17 protein-coding genes are annotated in these 16,966 nt (G+C 46.0%); 9 read left to right on the plus strand and 8 right to left on the minus strand.

Annotated features, from left to right (window positions below; translation table 11 throughout):
- The first annotated feature begins 30 nt into the window (after nucleotides 1-30).
- The 7 genes from ACZGCQ_RS15600 to ACZGCQ_RS15630 all read left to right on the plus strand — a co-directional run bounded on the left by ACZGCQ_RS15600 (nucleotide 31) and on the right by ACZGCQ_RS15630 (nucleotide 6,235).
- On the plus strand, nucleotides 31-1,224 hold the full coding sequence (locus tag ACZGCQ_RS15600) for a CDP-glycerol glycerophosphotransferase family protein (protein ID WP_481266796.1): 1,194 nt from the start codon (nucleotides 31-33) through the stop codon (nucleotides 1,222-1,224).
- 16 nt (nucleotides 1,225-1,240) lie between these two features.
- Nucleotides 1,241-1,630, plus strand: coding sequence for a glycerol-3-phosphate cytidylyltransferase (tagD, locus tag ACZGCQ_RS15605; protein ID WP_029340858.1), 390 nt, complete (start codon nucleotides 1,241-1,243; stop codon nucleotides 1,628-1,630).
- Between the two features lie 53 nt (nucleotides 1,631-1,683).
- Complete coding sequence (locus tag ACZGCQ_RS15610; RefSeq protein ID WP_029340859.1) at nucleotides 1,684-2,838, plus strand: CDP-glycerol glycerophosphotransferase family protein; 1,155 nt, start codon at nucleotides 1,684-1,686, stop codon at nucleotides 2,836-2,838.
- Nucleotides 2,839-2,998: 160 nt separating this feature from the next.
- Nucleotides 2,999-3,712 carry a Crp/Fnr family transcriptional regulator gene (locus ACZGCQ_RS15615; RefSeq protein WP_231925695.1) on the plus strand — a complete coding sequence of 238 codons (714 nt, stop codon included), beginning with the start codon at nucleotides 2,999-3,001 and terminating at the stop codon, nucleotides 3,710-3,712.
- 233 nt (nucleotides 3,713-3,945) lie between these two features.
- The gene (locus tag ACZGCQ_RS15620) at nucleotides 3,946-4,059 is read left to right on the plus strand and encodes a hypothetical protein (protein WP_023467253.1); all 114 of its coding nucleotides are present in this window, start codon (nucleotides 3,946-3,948) and stop codon (nucleotides 4,057-4,059) included.
- Between the two features lie 12 nt (nucleotides 4,060-4,071).
- Nucleotides 4,072-4,542: a cytochrome c oxidase subunit II gene (locus ACZGCQ_RS15625; RefSeq protein WP_029340861.1), complete on the plus strand. Its 471-nt coding sequence runs from the start codon at nucleotides 4,072-4,074 to the stop codon at nucleotides 4,540-4,542.
- 1 nt (nucleotide 4,543) lies between these two features.
- Entirely contained in the window at nucleotides 4,544-6,235 is a 1,692-nt protein-coding gene (locus ACZGCQ_RS15630; protein WP_481266797.1) for a b(o/a)3-type cytochrome-c oxidase subunit 1, read from the plus strand.
- 90 nt (nucleotides 6,236-6,325) lie between these two features.
- On the opposite strand, the gene ACZGCQ_RS15635 is transcribed toward ACZGCQ_RS15630, so the two are convergent.
- Genes ACZGCQ_RS15635 through ACZGCQ_RS15655 form a run of 5 tightly spaced genes read right to left on the minus strand, consistent with a single transcriptional unit; the run spans nucleotide 6,326 to nucleotide 9,803 of the window.
- Nucleotides 6,326-6,955, minus strand: a complete 630-nt coding sequence (locus ACZGCQ_RS15635) for a response regulator (RefSeq protein ID WP_023467256.1) — start codon at nucleotides 6,953-6,955, stop codon at nucleotides 6,326-6,328.
- Nucleotides 6,952-7,977, minus strand: coding sequence for a sensor histidine kinase (locus ACZGCQ_RS15640; protein WP_034785901.1), 1,026 nt, complete (start codon nucleotides 7,975-7,977; stop codon nucleotides 6,952-6,954). The genes ACZGCQ_RS15635 and ACZGCQ_RS15640 overlap by 4 nt, the downstream gene beginning before the upstream one ends.
- On the minus strand, nucleotides 7,974-8,693 hold the full coding sequence (gene liaF, locus ACZGCQ_RS15645; protein WP_029340864.1) for a cell wall-active antibiotics response protein LiaF: 720 nt from the start codon (nucleotides 8,691-8,693) through the stop codon (nucleotides 7,974-7,976). Before liaF ends, ACZGCQ_RS15640 begins: the two co-directional genes overlap by 4 nt.
- 59 nt (nucleotides 8,694-8,752) lie before the next feature.
- Entirely contained in the window at nucleotides 8,753-9,370 is a 618-nt protein-coding gene (locus ACZGCQ_RS15650) for a PspA/IM30 family protein (protein ID WP_029340865.1), read from the minus strand.
- Nucleotides 9,371-9,425: 55 nt separating this feature from the next.
- Nucleotides 9,426-9,803, minus strand: a complete 378-nt coding sequence (locus ACZGCQ_RS15655; RefSeq protein WP_023467260.1) for a lmo0954 family membrane protein — start codon at nucleotides 9,801-9,803, stop codon at nucleotides 9,426-9,428.
- A gap of 273 nt (nucleotides 9,804-10,076) precedes the next feature.
- Between ACZGCQ_RS15655 and rsgA the strand changes: the two genes are divergently transcribed.
- Nucleotides 10,077-11,126 carry a ribosome small subunit-dependent GTPase A gene (gene rsgA, locus ACZGCQ_RS15660; RefSeq protein WP_481266798.1) on the plus strand — a complete coding sequence of 350 codons (1,050 nt, stop codon included), beginning with the start codon at nucleotides 10,077-10,079 and terminating at the stop codon, nucleotides 11,124-11,126.
- Nucleotides 11,127-11,198: 72 nt separating this feature from the next.
- On the opposite strand, the gene abc-f is transcribed toward rsgA, so the two are convergent.
- The 3 genes from abc-f to pflB all read right to left on the minus strand — a co-directional run bounded on the left by abc-f (nucleotide 11,199) and on the right by pflB (nucleotide 16,177).
- Nucleotides 11,199-12,899, minus strand: a complete 1,701-nt coding sequence (gene abc-f, locus ACZGCQ_RS15665) for a ribosomal protection-like ABC-F family protein (RefSeq protein ID WP_481266799.1) — start codon at nucleotides 12,897-12,899, stop codon at nucleotides 11,199-11,201.
- Between the two features lie 274 nt (nucleotides 12,900-13,173).
- On the minus strand, nucleotides 13,174-13,893 hold the full coding sequence (pflA, locus tag ACZGCQ_RS15670; protein WP_481266800.1) for a pyruvate formate-lyase-activating protein: 720 nt from the start codon (nucleotides 13,891-13,893) through the stop codon (nucleotides 13,174-13,176).
- 34 nt (nucleotides 13,894-13,927) lie between these two features.
- Entirely contained in the window at nucleotides 13,928-16,177 is a 2,250-nt protein-coding gene (gene pflB, locus ACZGCQ_RS15675) for a formate C-acetyltransferase (protein WP_481266801.1), read from the minus strand.
- 339 nt (nucleotides 16,178-16,516) lie between these two features.
- On the opposite strand from pflB, the gene ACZGCQ_RS15680 reads away from it, so the two are divergent.
- On the plus strand, nucleotides 16,517-16,945 hold the full coding sequence (locus tag ACZGCQ_RS15680; RefSeq protein ID WP_214728524.1) for a hypothetical protein: 429 nt from the start codon (nucleotides 16,517-16,519) through the stop codon (nucleotides 16,943-16,945).
- The last annotated feature ends 21 nt before the right edge of the window (nucleotides 16,946-16,966 follow it).

Consider the following 16,966-nt stretch of genomic DNA (forward strand, 5'->3'; position numbering starts at 1 on the left):
GATTAATTGACTTAAGAAGGAGCTCTTCACTTGAAAGATCAAGTAAAACAGTGGATCAAACGAACAGGTTTTATTGAATACGGTCTACAGACCGTCATGAAAGTCTTTACATGGTTTCCACAAAAACGAAATCGAGTCCTTTTCGAGAGTTTTCTCGGAAAACAATATAGTGACAGTCCGCGCGCCATCTACGAATTGATGCGTACGATGCATCCGGAGTGTGAGTTGATTTTTAGTAAACAACGAGGTGTTACGTTTCCACCAGACGTCAAGACAGTAGATCGGTTGACATTTCGCTGGATTTATTTGCTCGCGACATCACGGGTCTGGGTATCAAACAGTCGGTTACCGGGTTGGTTGATCAAACCGAAAAAAACGTATTATCTCCAGACATGGCACGGCACACCGCTCAAAAAGCTCGCGCTTGATATGGATGATGTCCAAATGGCGAATACGACGACTGAGCGGTACAAGCAAGGATTTAAGCAGGAGACTGCAAAATGGTCCGGCTTAATTTCTCCGAATGCCTATTCTAGTTCAATCTTTCGACGGGCATTTGCTTTTGAAGGTGAGATGCTAGAAATTGGATACCCTCGAAATGATATATTTTATCAAGAGGCACGGCATGCTAAAATCAAAGAAACGGTTTATCGCCACTATGAGATTGATTCTTCAAAAAAAGTCTTGCTGTATGCACCTACTTGGCGAGATAATGCGTTCGAAGGTCAAGGGAAATATTCATTTGAGCTGCCCTTTTCGTTGGAGGAATTTGAAAAGCGATTTGGGGATGAATATGTCCTGCTTATCCGAATGCACTATTTAGTCGGAAGTCGTCTCGACGTCACTGCTTATCCATCCGTTCGAAATACATCGGACTACCCGGATATCGCGGAGCTATATATGGCGTCAGACGCTTTGATCACGGATTATTCTTCTGTCATGTTCGATTTTGCGCATTTATCGCGTCCGATTTTGTTCTATACGTATGACTTAGAACATTATCGCGATCAGTTGCGCGGATTTTACTTCGATTTTGAACAGGAGGCACCGGGACCATTATTATCCACTGAAACAGCACTATTTGAAGAATTGAATCAGTTGGATGATTGGCACACACGGTATGCATCAGCATTCCGAGCGTTCCAAGAGACGTATTGTCAATGGGATGATGGGCAGGCTTCAGAACGGGCGATGAAGACGATCATAAAGAGAATTTACGGATAAAAGGGAGAGCAAAATCATGAAGAAGGTTATTACGTACGGAACATTTGATTTATTGCACTGGGGTCACATCAACATCTTAAAACGTGCAAAAGAGATGGGCGATTACCTCATCGTCGCGATTTCGACAGACGAATTCAATCGTTTGAAACATAAACAGTCTTACCACAACTTCGAGAATCGGAAGATGATCCTTGAAGCCATCCGTTATGTGGATGAAGTCATTCCAGAAAACAGTTGGGATCAAAAAGTAGAAGATGTGCAAAAACATGATGTTGATCTCTTCGTCATGGGTGACGACTGGAAAGGTGAGTTCGACTTCTTGAAAGAGCACTGTGAAGTCGTTTACCTCAGCCGGACTGAAGGCATCTCTACAAGCCAGATTAAAACGGAATTAGCTTCGAAGTGATTGAAGAGGAGACCACACGATCGACGTGCGGTCTTTCTTCGTAGAAGGGCAGGATGAAAGTGGTTAGAGAAGGAATCGTATGGGTCTATTTATTGTTGTTTCGTATTTGTTATGGTGTCTTTCGATGGCTACCGCTTCGATCAGTCACTTTGTTTTGGATGACGTATGGTGATAACGCAAAACCTGTTAATGATCGCTTAGCGCAGGAATTGCCAAGTGAGAAACGGTATCTTGTATATGATCATCATTTCATGAAGCAGCCGGATCTGTGGAAGTCAGATCGGACTCTTCGATTTCGTCGTTTACGATTCGTTCGACTGGCGTATTTGCTTGCGACCTCCCGGACGGTCTTCGTCGATAATTATGTCGCAGAGTTCAGTGTCGCAACAACGCGACGAGGAGCACGACGTATCCAGCTATGGCACGCGGCAGGAACATTAAAGCAATTTGGACTGACCTCTTCAAAAAGTCTGTTCGTATCGGAACGAGTACGCAATCGATTTCGACGTGTTTATCAGGAATATGGCGATTTCATCGTACCGGGAATGCGCTGTGCGACACAGTTCATGACACCACACGACTTAAAACGATCCCATTTTAAACCATTCGGCATGCCACGAACGGACTATTGGTTTGATGAGGAGCAACGAAAGCAGAAAACACTGGAATTAAGAAAACAATACGCAAAGACTGACCGTCGGATCTTATTGTATGCACCGACATACCGGGAATACAAAGGGACAGAAGATCATACGATTCAACAGTTCGAACAACTTGCTCAAGCGGGATGGACGATTCTCGTTAAATTACATCCGACGATTCGAGCTCTTTCTACCTATCGTTCTAGCCATATCCATCTTCTAGACGATACGTATCAGATCAATGATTACTTGCTGATCACAGATGTTCTCGTAACTGATTATTCTTCCATTCCATTTGAAAGTTGTCTCCTCAACATTCCGGCGTTCTTGTATACACCGGACATTGACACATACCGACAACTACCAGGGCTCGTTGATCAATATCCGAAACCGCTACCTGTCCGACAGACTGAACGGATGGAGCAGTTGATGGAGTGGATCATGTCTGATGTGATACTTGAAGAATGTCGTCAACACATGCAGAAGTTCCAACAGAACTGGTACGATCAGACACCGGGTCAAGCAGTCAATCGAATTGTTCATCATTACTATGGTATAAATCCATGACATCACTCCTGACGATTTCTTTTGTATTCTTAAAAGTAGTCGTCAGGTCATTTTAAAAATAATAATGTGAAATGTTGAACAAAGTTTGACAATCTTTTGAAAATCCATTCTTTTGGACTGTGATGTTCTATACTAAAAGCAGAAGAAGAGGAGAGGAGAAATGGATATGCTAACTTGTGGAACGACGGAAGCCAATACGTTCGTCTTATCACCTGAGACAAGAACGTTACTGGAGAGCTTTATGACAGAAACGACGTTCAAAAAGGATTCCATCGTCTGTTGGGAAGGGGAATTGAACGACAAGTTGTTTTATGTGAAACAAGGAGGCGTCAAACTATCGAAGTTGACGAAAAAGGGCAGTCCATTACTCATGTTTTTATATTTCAAAGGGGATTTGTTTGGTGAATTTGATGTAGGAGAAGCTTTTCCGAGCTCCTACAGTATTGAAACGATGGAAGATAGCATCATCGGATTCTTATCAAAAAATCAATTAGAAGAGCTCATGAAAAAAGACGGTGCCTTTGCGCTTGAAATCATGCGATGGCAAGCATTAATGCGGAAGCAAACGGAAACGAAATTACGTGACTTACTACTGTTTGGAAAACCAGGGGCATTAGCTTCGACGTTACTTCGCCTGATTGCGATGGAAGGGGAACAAGTGGGAGAAGCTTATCGTCTTGCGAAGCGACCATCCGACGGTGAATTTGGTCAATTGATTGGTGCACCACGTGAAACTGTTAATCGTATGTTTTCTCAGTGGAAAAAAGAAGGGGTCATTTCGATGACAGCGAAAGAAATCATCATTCACAATCCGCAATATTTACGGGATCTGTGTCATTGTGAAGGGTGCCCGGCAGGTGTTTGTCGAATTTAATCGATAGTATGCGAACAATTCGAACGTGAAGCAGTTTTTTCTGTCTCATGTTGGAATTGTTTTTTTTTGTATAGAAGTAGCACTTTCCTCGCTTGTTCAGATGTGAACTTTCTGTGTGTTTTTAGAAAGAAAACTGCGGAATTTTCATATTTAAAGTGATATTTATCACAGTTTCCAGACTTGCTGAATTCTTACAATAAAGACAAGTTCAAAGCAGGAGAGGAGAAATCACCATGAGCCAAAAAACAGAATCGAACCTAAAAGGAACATTCGTTGCCGTTCTGATCGTGGCAGGTGTCATCATCGGGATGTGGAGCTCAATCTTTCTATTATTCATATCACGTTAAGGGGGAGTCACGATGCATATTCATCGTCTAGAAAAAATCTGGCTGGTCTTTGGATCAGCGATGCTAGCGGTTTTCTTGATCATCATCGGCGTATCCGCTTTTGCATCCGGGAATCAACCGCCATCCGATGCGACATTGATTGATCCGACGAAAGTCGATCAAACGAAGCCGTTTGATAAGCCAGGACTAAAGAAGATTGATGACAACCGATATGAAGCGGTCATCGTTTCACAAGCTTTTCAGTTTACACCAAAAGATATGGTCATACCTAAAGGAGCGACAGTCGATTTTCTCGTGACATCGAAGGACGTCGTTCATGGATTTGAAATCGTTAAGACGAACGTCAACATGATGGTCGTTCCCGGACATATTAATTCGATTGAGTATACGTTCAAGGAAGCTGGCGAGTATCTCGTCGTCTGTAATGAATACTGTGGAAATGCTCATCATATGATGACAACCAAAATCAAGGTGGTGGAATAAGATGAATGCCATTTCAAAAAAACTACGACAGTTCGAGATGGAACGTGGTTTACCGGCTACCGTCATCGGAATCAAGGAAGCAAAACTGGCCTTCGCACATGTCAGTTTTTCACTTGTCGCTTTATTGATCGGTGGTCTATGTGGATTACTACAAACGATGGTACGAACAGGTGCCATTCCAGAGATTGCTGGAATCGGATATTATGAGCTTCTGACTGCACACGGGTTGATGCTTGCGATCGTCTTTACGACATTATTCATTTTTGGATTATTGTTTTCATTTTTAGGTCAATCATTCGGACGCTTCGAAGAGTTTCCTCGACGTCTTGGATGGGTCGGATTTTGGTTCATGATCCTTGGTGTCGTCCTCGTCACGTGGATGGTACTTGCAGGTGAAGCTTCCGTCCTCTATACATTCTATGCACCACTCAAGGCACACCCTGTATTTTATATCGGACTCGTCATCTTCGTCGTCGGAACATGGATCGCGTCTGGTGCCATGTTCCGCATGTATGCTGATTACAAGCGGGAACATCCTGGCGTTCATCCACCGCTTCAAGCGTACATGAGCATCATGACTGCCTTGTTATGGGTCGTTGCGACACTCGGCGTAGCGGCAACGATTCTCTTTCAGTTACTTCCCTTATCCCTCGGTTGGACAGATAAGGTCGGAATCGAGCTATCCCGGACGCTATTTTGGTACTTTGGTCATCCACTCGTCTATTTCTGGTTGTTACCTGCCTACATCGTCTGGTATACGGTCATTCCGAAAATCGTTGGTGGCAAGATTTTTTCTGACGCGTTAGCACGTATGTCATTTTTATTATTCCTACTCTTTTCCTTCCCGGTTGGTTTTCACCATCAATTGTTAGAGCCAGGGATTTCAGCATTTTGGAAATATGTCCAAGTCGTCTTGACATTCCTCGTCATCATCCCATCATTGATGACAGCCTTCTCCATGTTTGCGACATTCGAGTTAGCGGGACGCCGTAAGGGAGCAACTGGCATATTTGGTTGGGTAAAGAAAATGCCGTATCGTGATGTTCGTTTTCTTGCACCGTTCATCGGGATGTTATTCTTCATTCCAGCAGGTGCAGGTGGTGTCATTAATGCGTCCCATCAACTAAATATCATCGTTCACAATACATTATGGGTCACTGGACACTTTCACATCACGGTCGGTGCGGCTGTCGCACTAACGTTCTTCGGAACAGCGTACTGGCTTGTTCCACTCTTACGTGGTCGGACGTTGACGCCGGCAATGAATCGTCTCGGACTTGTTCAAACGGCTGCCTGGACGATCGGAATGCTCTTCATGTCGACGGCGATGCATATCTCAGGTCTACTCGGTAATCCAAGACGGACCGGTCCGGCCGCTTATTTCAAAGATTCAATCGTCGCCGACTGGATTCCGTATCATGTTGCAATGGCGATCGGTGGAACGATTTTATTCATCTCGATTCTGCTATTCCTCTATGCGATGTTCCAACTTGCTTTCCGGGCACCGAAGGGAAAAGAAGAATTTCCGATTGCTGAAACAGAAGAAGAGGCGATGGCAACACCACTCTTCTTTGAAAATTGGAAGCTATGGATTTTCGTGACGTTCGCTTTGATTGCGTTTGCCTATACGGTACCGATTTGGCATATGATTGAAAATGCCCCTCCAGGAGCTCCCGGATGGAGACTCTGGTAAGACAGTTAAAAACCCCGAATCGTCTCTAAATAGGAGACGATTCGGGGTTCTTTGCGTGAGCTTAAGGAATAAGTAATGAAGGGCTAAATCTTATTTGACGAGATTATGCTTGAAGGCATAGACGACAGCTTGTGTACGGTCTACGACATCGAGTTTCGATAAGATGTTCGAGACGTGTGTCTTAACGGTTTTTAAGGAAATGAATAATTCGTCTGCGATTTCTTGGTTCGCCATACCACGAGCCATCAATTGAAGAACTTCCTGCTCACGTTCCGTCAAATCATCATGCAAGTGTGTCGTAGGACGACGAAGACGTTCCATCATTTTACCGGTCACTTGTGCTGCCATGACCGATTGACCGTTTGCCGTCTTGCGAATCGCTTCTGCAATATCAAAGGCACTAGCGGTCTTTAAAACATAACTCATTGCACCCGCTTCAATGACAGGATAGACTTTCTCGTCATCAAGAAAACTCGTCACGACGAGAATTTTTGCTTCCGGCCAGTCTTTGCGAATCAGTCGTGTTCCTTCGACGCCATCAACTGGCTCCATCACTAAATCCATCAAAATGACATCCGGTCGATGTTCAAGCGCAAGCAAGGCTCCTGCTTGACCATCCGACGCTTCGGCGACGACCTCGATGTCTGGTTGTGTGGAAAGGAAAGCAGACACACCGGCCCGGACCATCTCATGATCATCTACTAATAATACGCGTATCATACTTGCACCATCCGATCTTTTCTAAGTTTGACTTCGATTTGGGTTCCTTGTCCTGGAACACTGACGAGACGAATCGTTCCGCCCATCTCAGCCGTCCGTTCCCGCATCGAATTAATGCCATAAGAGGCAAGTTTCTTTTCATCAACGACGAATCCGACACCATCATCATTCATGCTCAGAATGATCGTTTCGTTGAATTGTCGAAGTTCAATATCCATATGAGACGCTTTCGCGTGACGTAATGCATTCGTCAGTCCTTCTTGAACGATCCGGAATAACTCGTTTTCAATTTGTCGTGGCAGTGACATCTCTTCTAACTTCCAACTTAATTGTGTGGACTGCTTTCTGGATAATTCTTCGAGCAATTGAGAAAGTCCTTGTTGTAACGTCATCCCTTCAAGTTCGACGGGGCGAAGTTGAAGTAAGAGTGAGCGCATTTCAGACTGTGCCGTTTGTGCCATCGTCTCGACCATCTCGATTTGTTTGGCGGCAGCTTCAGGTTGAGACAGAATCGTCTGTTTGGCTGCTGTTGTCATCATGGAAATGGCATAGAGCTGTTGTGAAACGGAGTCGTGTAAATCACGTGCGAGTCGCTTTCGTTCTTCCGTGACGGCTTGAACTCTTACTTGTTCAACGTGTTGCGGACGTGTACTGATTTTTTGGACGGTCTCGACTTGTTCGTCGATACGTTTTCCAATCCGCGACAAGCGCGTCAACGTATGAAAGTAGGGACCCGGAACGATCGTCACATCTTTTCCTTGTTCCAGTTCAATGATGGCAGTCGTGACACGTTTGAAGTCACGTCGTAAGAAAAAGTAATGCATGCTACCGATGGCAAGCGGTAGTAATAACGAGAGTCCGATAACGAGTAGAAGGACAGGGAAATCTTGTTGACGGACGAATAGGACATGCCAATCGACTTGTCGTGTACTTAAGAATAACAACGTTGTCATGACAGCCGTTAAAAAGCCCGTCATGACTTGGAGGGCAATGACACCAAGCGGGAATTGATCACGCTTCATATCGAAGACACCTCCACGTTGCCAATACCGAGCATGACATGAATGCGAACCTTACGCGTCGCTTCACCGTATTCCGGTGCCCGGAATTGAATACGTCGATTAAAGAAAGTCGGAATCCGGCGGATGTCCGTCTTGACGCTTCCGAAGCCGATTGACGTGTCGAGTGTATAGTCATAGCCGGACGGTAAAAGAATTCGGACGTCCCCGACAACACCACTGACGACGATCAATGTCTCACCTTCCGGAACGTAAGCGTGTGTCAAATCGATTTCTAAATCCTTGACGATGAACTGTTCGCTCAAATCCTGTAAGACGTATGGTGCATCGGCTTGGGTCGAGAAGGAGTAAGCCGGTTGAATCTTGATGCCTTCTTCTTCATATTGATGCGGGGCAATCCGTGAAAACAAAAATTCTCGGACGGAATGCCGTGTTACGAGAATAATCCCGAGATAGAGCAAAATTCCGGCAATGACAAAACCGATGGCAGCCGAACTAAGGACGACGCCAGCAAGAATGATCGTACCGACGATGTAGAAGAGAATCGCTAATTTTTCATGATTGCGTCGTCGGAAATGAATCCCGACATAGTACAGCAGGAACGGAAATAAGACACCAAACAATACATTTCCTGCACCGGACAATAGGTCATAGAACAGACCAAGGGCGAACAGGATCGATACGTAACCGACCAGTTGTTTCGTACTTAATCGTCGCACGATCAATCTCCTTTCTAACATGACAAAGGGAGGCATACGCCTCCTTCGTCATTGACTGCTTATTGGTGAATGCGGCGCTCGAGTTCAGCGATACGCGCATCGATATCATCTTCATCAACGGCTGGTTGTTTTGCCTCAGGCTCTTCTGCCGTAAACGGATGTGCTTCTTCTTTTATAGTAGCATTTGGTTCGCGATCTAGCACCTGGTTCATCTTGTTTTTTAAGTTTGAGACGTTTTCGCGCATCATCCATTCGTACCGTTTGTTCTGTAGATCTTCGAGCTTTAACTTCAACTCGAGAGCTTCACGTTCCAATTCGTTCAACTCGCGTTTCGTCTCAGCGACGAGTTCTTCGAAGAACCGGTATTGCTCCCCGTAATGTTTCGATTCGATGGCTGCGCGCTCAGCCAGTTGTTGTTCACCGGCTTCATTTGCGATCTCGACTTGCTTGAAGCGTTTATCGGCTAAATCCTTCGCTTCTTCTTGTTTATGCGTTAATTCTTGCAGTAATGTCCGTTGACGCTCGAGTAGTCGATCGATTTCTTTTAAATCAGCTTCTGTAGATCGAATATGACGAACGAGCTTTTTAGCAGGTACTTCGCCCTGTTCGGCTGCCTTTTTAACTTCTGTCATCATTTGTGTTGCAAAATCGTTGAGTTGATCAAATACATTTTTCATGGAAAATTCCTCCTTAGAAGTGGCGAATGCTATCGGGTCATACCTTTTGATTTGATTAGAAACGTTTTTCGTCTAAGTCTTTCCAGTCTGCTTCGAAATGTGTCGTTGATGTACGGCGACGGTTAAAGAGATCTTGAACATTGACACGTTGTAGTTTCATACGCATGTAACCGACGTACAATGCGATGGCTGCTGCGATTCCGATGACTGCCCAGATGTTCGAGAGGGCAAGTCCGATTCCGATGGCTGCTAGGAATCCGAAACCGAGTTTCGCTGGCCATTTGTTCGATTGCATGAACTTACTGATCGAATAGAACGCGAGTAACGCCCCTAAGCCAAGTCCGATCATGTGCGGTAATGTTCCGATGACAACGGCAAGTAATGCCAGTCCAGCGAGAATCATCACCAGTTGTTTTCCTTTCGATTGCTTCATGAGGAAGCCTCCCTTGTGTTGATACCTTTATGATACGGGAGTCCTTCTGTTCCGACGACGCTCTTTGGACCGTATTTGCTCTCGGGCTTAAGGCGGAGAGAAGGTCTGACTTCGAGGGAAGCGCTGTCAGAACCATTGATTGATATGGTATTCTATAAAAGAATCGAATTGAGAGGAGTGATGTTGATGAGTGCAACAATCAACGTAAAACAAGTAACATGTGTCGGAAACCAGGGAGGGGTTTCCCTCCCTTAAATCAGAGGAGGAAACCATTTGAACGAATGGGGTACACCACCTGTCTACGAAACGACAGGAACAGAACGATTAGGACGGATTATAGCTGTCTATCAAACACACTATCGTGTTATGACGGAAACAGGAGAGTCGCTCAGCGAGCTGTCTGGTAAGTTACGTTTCCAATCGGGAACAAAAGCTGAATTGCCAGCGGTCGGGGACTGGATCATCCAAACAGAGCGAGAGCCAGGCAAAGGACGAATCGAATGTGTCTTGCCACGATCTTCTCAATTTTCCCGAAAAGCGGCAGGAACGGAAACCGAGGAACAAATCATCTGCGCAAATGTCGACGTCGCCTTGCTTGTCATGGCTTTTGGACATGACTTCAACGTCCGTCGACTGGAACGCTATTTAACGGTTGCTTGGGATGCAGGGGTGACACCAATCATCGTCCTGACGAAAAAAAGTTTGATGCCGTCGATTGAAACGGAACTGCAGGCTGTCGAAGCGATTGCGTTCGGAACACCAATCCTTGCCGTTGATTCCTTGACGGGTGACGGATTAGAGGTGTTGCGTGAACAGTTAAAAATCAAGCAAACGATCGTGTTAGTTGGATCGTCCGGCGTCGGGAAGTCGACACTCGTCAATGCTTTAGCTGGAGAACAGTTAATGGAGACGGGGGGCGTACGAGAAGACGATGAACGCGGACGTCACACGACGACGCATCGCGAACTGAAACGACTATCGAACGGTCTATTGCTTGTTGATACACCGGGGATGAGAGAATTGGCCTTATGGGATGGAAGTGACGGTTTATCGTCGACGTTTTCCGATATTGAGAAGCTTGCTGAAAACTGTCGTTTCCGAGACTGTGAACATGAGAAGGAACCGGGCTGTGCCGTTCGGACAGCTTTAGAAGATGGTACACTAACTGCTGAGCGCTGGAACAGCTTCGTCAAGCTAAAACGGGAAATCGCCTATGCGGAACGCAAGCAAAACGTGGCGTTGCAGGCGGCAGAGAAGGAAAAGTGGAAAAAAATCCACAAGCAGGCCCAAGCGCATACGAAAGTGAAGTATCAAAAGCGATAATACGACTGAAATATGAAAAGCATCTGCAACGGAAAAAGGAGTCTCTTTTTTCTATGCAGATGCTTTTTCTCGTTATTCTTTTGAAATTGATTCATTCGTTTCTGTATTGAACGGCACGTTACCCGTCAAAGCATCAAGACGGTGTAAGTCGGATTGAATCGCTTCAGGGTCACTTCGGCGAGCGTTTCGTACCGTGGCAGTTCCGACCGAATGATCGTTGAATCCAGTCGTTAAATCAAACGTCCGATTCGACAGCCGATCGGTGAAATAGCGATCGTGAGAGACGAAGAGGAGCTCACCAGGGAAGACATCGAGAGCGGCTTCGATTTGTTCACGAGTCGCAAGATCCAAATAGTTCGTTGGTTCGTCGAGAATAAGCAAGTGAGCACCAGAAAAATACAGGCGTAAGAAGGCAATTCGACATTTCTCGCCCATACTGGCGTCGGAAATCGACCGGTAAACATCATCGCGACGGAATAAAAAACAGGCGAGCAACGTCCGAGCGTCCGTTTCACTCATTGTGCCGTACTCAAGTAATGCCTCTAACAACGTACCAGATGTCGGTAAGTGGGAAAGGGCTTGTGAAAAATAGCCAGTCTTCAATCGAGGATGACGGATTACGTTCCCTTGATTAGGGACATACTCGCCCTCGATGAGACGCAGTAAGGTCGATTTCCCGCTTCCATTCGGTCCGATGACAGCAATTCGGTCACCACGTTCTACCGTAAACGAAACATCCTTTAGGATCGGTTTCGTCTCATGCATGAAAGAGACACGTTCAAACGAAATCAGTCGTTTCGCACGAATCGCTTCATGTTCGAATGCGACGTGAACAGTCGGTGCAACTTGTGGTTTTTGTACACGATCTTCGAGTAGACGCTCGAGTTGCTGCTCTTTTGCCTTGACCTTCGTCGCATGTTTAGCAGCCTTTTTTTTCGCATAGGGATCCCGTTCACTCGCTTGATTCGAGGCTTTTTGATGCCATTGCTGATAACCCTGAATCATGCGTGTCAGCTCTTTACGTGTACGTTCTTGTTTTTCATACGCTCGTTGTTGCGACAGAGCTTGGTGTTCTTTTTGTTCTTTATAGGACTGGTAGTTTCCGTTGTAGCGCGTTGCTCCTGATTCGGATAGTTCAATGACGGCATCTGCCGTTGCATCGATGAAGAACCGTTCGTGTGAGACATAGAGAATCGAAACCTGGGACGTATTGACCCATTCGGTGAGCCACTCGAGTGTCTCTTGATCCAAATGATTCGTTGGTTCATCGAGAATGATGAAATCAGGTCGTGACAGAAGCAGACAGGCAAGCTGGAGGCGTGTCTGTTCACCACCGCTTAAACTAGATGCTACATGTGTCCAGAGTGCTTCCTCTAATTTCACTTCTTTTAAGACGCGTGTCGCATCTGTTTCAAGCGAGAAGGCATCCTGATCGAGTGCTTGTTGATAGACCGTCAAGTCACCATTCATGGCGTCAGCGCGAAGTTGGTAACGATCCGCATCCGCTCGTTCGACGACATCAAGAACGGTTCTATCACCGGGCTGGAAGTGTTGGGATAGGAGACCGAGCTGTTTATAATGACGTTTGATCGAACCGTCAGTCGGCTGAAGTTGGTCAGCAATCAAGTGTAATAGTGTTGTTTTTCCGATACCGTTCGGACCGATTAAGGCGACATGTTCGCCGGTATGAATATGAAAAGAAACGTCCGAGAAAAGGCGTCGTTCGTCGTAGTCCATCGATAGGTGTTGGATCGTAAGTGTTTCAGTAGGCATAAAAGCAGCTCCTTTAGCGTTCATTTCCGATAAGATGAAATGAAAAACACACCATCCGAAGCGAGCGGATGGTGTGCCGGAGTGTAACTCAAAGAAGGCGATGACCAAAGACTGGTCACACCGAAAAAGAGCAGACTCGTAGCGTCAGACATCCGCAACTGCATTGCGAAAGAGATGATTTCATTCATCAAGCGACGTGTACGAGTGATTGCTTCATTTCGGTGTTGTACCTCCTGTTCATAGTCTATGACGTCATTGTAACAAAATGGAAACGTTAACACAAGTACGATTCAAGTAAGGTTTGCGCAGCATCCGTTTCTTCTGGTGAAGGGGGAAGGACATCAGTTAACGGATAAGCAAGACCAAGGTTTTCCCACTTATAGACTCCGAGTTGATGATACGGAAGTACTTCGACGCGCTCGACGTTTCCGAGCGTCCGGATGAACTCGCCAGTCTGACGAAGGAAATGTTCCGACATCGTAATACCTGGAACGAGGACGTGGCGGATCCAGACAGGAATATTTCGCTCGGCTAGGCGTTTTGCAAAAGCGAGTGTATTGGCGTTACTTCGTCCGGTCAAGACACGGCAAGCAGCATCGTCAATATGTTTGATATCGAGCAGAACCAAATCCGTCGCATCGAGAATGGCGTCGATGTTTTTCGGGACGACGGATCCCGCGGTATCGATGACCGTATGCAGTCCATGGCGTTTTGCTTCTGTTAAAGCAGCCTCCAAGAATTCTGGCTGAGCGAGTGGTTCACCTCCAGAGAAGGTGATTCCGCCACCCGTTGCCTCGAAAAAGGAGCGATAGCTGATCGCTTCTTTTACGACTTCGTCTGCTGAGACACGCCGTCCGCAACCGAACTCCCATGTATCCACGTTATGACAGTATTGACACCGTAATGGACATCCTTGCGTAAAGACGATGAATCGAATGCCAGGACCATCGACTGTTCCACATGATTCAACGGAATGGATCATACCATAGGCCATCTTACTCACTTCCTTTCACATACTACACATCATTTTAGAGAGAACCGTGGAACGTTCGATTGATGACATCGATCTGTTGTTCACGCGTCAGTTTAATGAAGTTGACGGCATAACCGGATACCCGAATCGTTAACTGCGGATATTGTTCTGGATGCTCCATAGCATCGAGTAACGTCTCACGGTCAAAGACGTTAACATTCAAATGATGTCCTTTTGAAGTCGTACCACCCATATACCCGTCAAGTAATCCGACCGTATTGCGAATACGTGTAACCTCATCCTTACCGAGTGCTTTTGGCACGATCGAGAACGTGTACGAAATACCATCGAGCGCATGTTCATACGGTAATTTTCCGACAGATGTCAGTGCGGCGACAGCTCCTCTAGTATCACGTCCATGCATCGGGTTAGCACCCGGTGCGAATGGTTCACCCGCACGGCGTCCATCTGGCGTATTTCCTGTCTTTTTACCGTAGACGACGTTTGAAGTGATCGTTAGGACAGACTGTGTCGGAAGCGCATTGCGATACGTTGGATGTTTACGGATTTTCTCCATGAACAGCGTCACGAGATCAACTGCCATCTGATCGACCCGTTCATCGTTATTCCCGAACTTCGGAAACTCGCCTTCGATCTTGAAATCAACTGCAATCCCATCCGCATCTCGGATCGGACGGACTGTTGCGTAACGGATGGCGGATAGACTGTCAGCGACGACCGATAAACCAGCGATACCGCATGCCATCGTCCGTAAGATTTCCGGATCGTGTAACGCCATCTCAATCCGTTCGTAACTGTATTTATCATGCATGTAATGGATGACATTCAGTGTGTTAACGTACAGTTCTGCGAGCCAATCGAGTTGACGATCATAAGCCGCCATGACGGTTTCGTAATCGAGTACTTCATCAAGCATCAATGGACTTGCGGGGGCGACTTGAATTTTGAGCTTCTCGTCCATTCCGCCATTGATTGTATAGAGTAATGCTTTTGCCAGGTTTGCTCGCGCACCGAAGAACTGCATCTGTTTCCCAATTCGCATGGCGGAGACACAGCAAGCGATACCGTAATCATCCCCATAAACCGGCAACATCAAATCATCGTTTTCATACTGAATCGAGCTCGATACGATCGACATCTTCGCACAGAATTCCTTGAATCCGCGTGGAAGCTGAGTAGACCAGAGGACGGTTAGATTCGGTTCCGGTGCCGGACCGAGTGTCGAGAGTGTGTGTAAGAAGCGGAATGAACTTTTCGTGACGTTTGATCGCCCATCTTCACTCATTCCACCAATGGATTCCGTTACCCACGTCGGGTCACCCGAGAAGAGATCATTATAGTCCGGTGTCCGTAAGAATTTGACGATCCGAAGCTTCATGACGAAATGATCGACGAGCTCTTGTGCAGTCTCTTCGGTCAAGCGCCCAGTCGCAAGATCACGTTCGACATAAATATCAAGGAACGTCGAGACTCGACCGAGTGACATGGCTGCCCCGTTTTGCTCCTTGATGGCAGCAAGATAAGCAAGATAGACCCACTGGAATGCTTCTTGTGCTGTTTCTGCAGGGCGAGAGAGGTCAAAACCATAACGAGTTCCAAGCTCGGTCAATTCCGTTAATGCGCGCAACTGTTCATTCATCTCTTCGCGATCACGAATCATTGATTCAGAGAGGAAACCGCCACGCGCCTTTAAATCTCGCTTACGTTCTTCAATCAAGCGTGCCGTTCCGTACAAAGCAACACGACGATAGTCACCAATGATCCGTCCGCGACCATAAGCATCAGGTAATCCTGTGATGATACCGGCTTTACGTGCGGCGCGCATCTCAGGGGTATAGGCATCGAAAACCCCTTGGTTATGTGTCTTCCGGTACTCGCTGAAGGTTTTCGTGACGGTCTCGTCTGCTTCAAAGCCATACGCAGCTAGGGCATCATTCACCATCCGAATCCCACCGTTTGGATGAATCGAACGTTTAAACGGTTCGTCTGTCTGTAAACCTACGATTTTTTCAAGTGAGCGATTCAGATATCCTGCATCATGCGATAGGATCGTTGATGGCGTTTTAGCATCGACGGCAAACACACCACCACGTTGTCGTTCTTCATTCGTCAGCTGTAGAATTTGTTGCCAGAGCCGTTCTGTTGCTTGCGTTGGACCGACTAAAAAGTGATCATCTCCTGTATATTCTGTGCGGTTGAGTCGGATGAAGTCTGCGACATCGATCGTCTTTACCCATTCACCAGACGTAAAGTTCGTCCAAGCACTCGTTTTTTCTAATAACATGGATACCACTCCTTTAATATTGAGCTAATCATCAGTTCCTTATGTGAATAGTGTAACAAAAGGAAGGGCTGATTCCCTTTACGTTCATGTGAATGTTTTAACAAGTGAACAAACGTTGATATGACGGGCTTTCTTTATTTCTGTATCTATATGAAAATAGTTCAAAAAAAACAGTTTGGTGTTGCTAATTCAAGGTTTTTTGGAAACTGTATGAGTTAATTTAAAAAAGATCCACTAGAACAGTTGAAACTGTGAGGAATGTCACGCTACGGTGCCTTGTATTTTTAAGACGTATCGTTGACAATGAAAAAGGGAATATAGAACGTGGAGGTGTGCCAAATGGAGTATGTATCATTAACACAACAAGGAGAGTATCAGTCGGGAGACTGGGTCTCGCTGAAAATCGGATCGGACGGTTCGACGCGAACGGGAATGATCACGGAATTCGAAGATGATGGATTCTGGATTCGGTTTGAAGACGATTTTGATTATGAAGACTTTATCGGCTATGATGAATCGTATTGGATTGCGCTTGTTCGCCGTCCCGTCGACGTAAAAGCGACGTATGCGAGTCTTTCGGAGTATCCGGCACTCGCTGCAGAATTACAGGATCGTGTCATCCAAGGATTCGAGATTCTAGAAGAAGAAGCCGGTGAAGGCGAGATCCGATTCCACATTCGATTGCTCGATGCAGGAAATGAATATACACAGACATTACGGGGTTACCGTGATGCATCAGGAGATCATGTCGAATACGTAACGGCATGATGGAATTAAGAGAGTAGGAGA

The organism is Exiguobacterium sp. HSB13 (assembly GCF_056764755.1).

What these genes read in the sequence shown, in the direction of transcription:
- ACZGCQ_RS15635 (WP_023467256.1), bottom strand. Translation starts at nt 6,955, where the DNA reads ATGATACGCGTATTATTAGTAGATGATCATGAGATGGTCCGGGCCGGT.
- ACZGCQ_RS15680 (WP_214728524.1), top strand. Translation starts at nt 16,517, where the DNA reads ATGGAGTATGTATCATTAACACAACAAGGAGAGTATCAGTCGGGAGAC.
- ACZGCQ_RS15610 (WP_029340859.1), top strand. Translation starts at nt 1,684, where the DNA reads ATGAAAGTGGTTAGAGAAGGAATCGTATGGGTCTATTTATTGTTGTTT.
- ACZGCQ_RS15625 (WP_029340861.1), top strand. Translation starts at nt 4,072, where the DNA reads ATGCATATTCATCGTCTAGAAAAAATCTGGCTGGTCTTTGGATCAGCG.
- ACZGCQ_RS15620 (WP_023467253.1), top strand. Translation starts at nt 3,946, where the DNA reads ATGAGCCAAAAAACAGAATCGAACCTAAAAGGAACATTCGTTGCCGTT.
- pflB (WP_481266801.1), bottom strand. Translation starts at nt 16,177, where the DNA reads ATGTTATTAGAAAAAACGAGTGCTTGGACGAACTTTACGTCTGGTGAA.
- ACZGCQ_RS15650 (WP_029340865.1), bottom strand. Translation starts at nt 9,370, where the DNA reads ATGAAAAATGTATTTGATCAACTCAACGATTTTGCAACACAAATGATG.
- ACZGCQ_RS15615 (WP_231925695.1), top strand. Translation starts at nt 2,999, where the DNA reads ATGGATATGCTAACTTGTGGAACGACGGAAGCCAATACGTTCGTCTTA.
- pflA (WP_481266800.1), bottom strand. Translation starts at nt 13,893, where the DNA reads ATGGCCTATGGTATGATCCATTCCGTTGAATCATGTGGAACAGTCGAT.
- tagD (WP_029340858.1), top strand. Translation starts at nt 1,241, where the DNA reads ATGAAGAAGGTTATTACGTACGGAACATTTGATTTATTGCACTGGGGT.
- ACZGCQ_RS15640 (WP_034785901.1), bottom strand. Translation starts at nt 7,977, where the DNA reads ATGAAGCGTGATCAATTCCCGCTTGGTGTCATTGCCCTCCAAGTCATG.
- ACZGCQ_RS15655 (WP_023467260.1), bottom strand. Translation starts at nt 9,803, where the DNA reads ATGAAGCAATCGAAAGGAAAACAACTGGTGATGATTCTCGCTGGACTG.
- ACZGCQ_RS15630 (WP_481266797.1), top strand. Translation starts at nt 4,544, where the DNA reads ATGAATGCCATTTCAAAAAAACTACGACAGTTCGAGATGGAACGTGGT.
- abc-f (WP_481266799.1), bottom strand. Translation starts at nt 12,899, where the DNA reads ATGCCTACTGAAACACTTACGATCCAACACCTATCGATGGACTACGAC.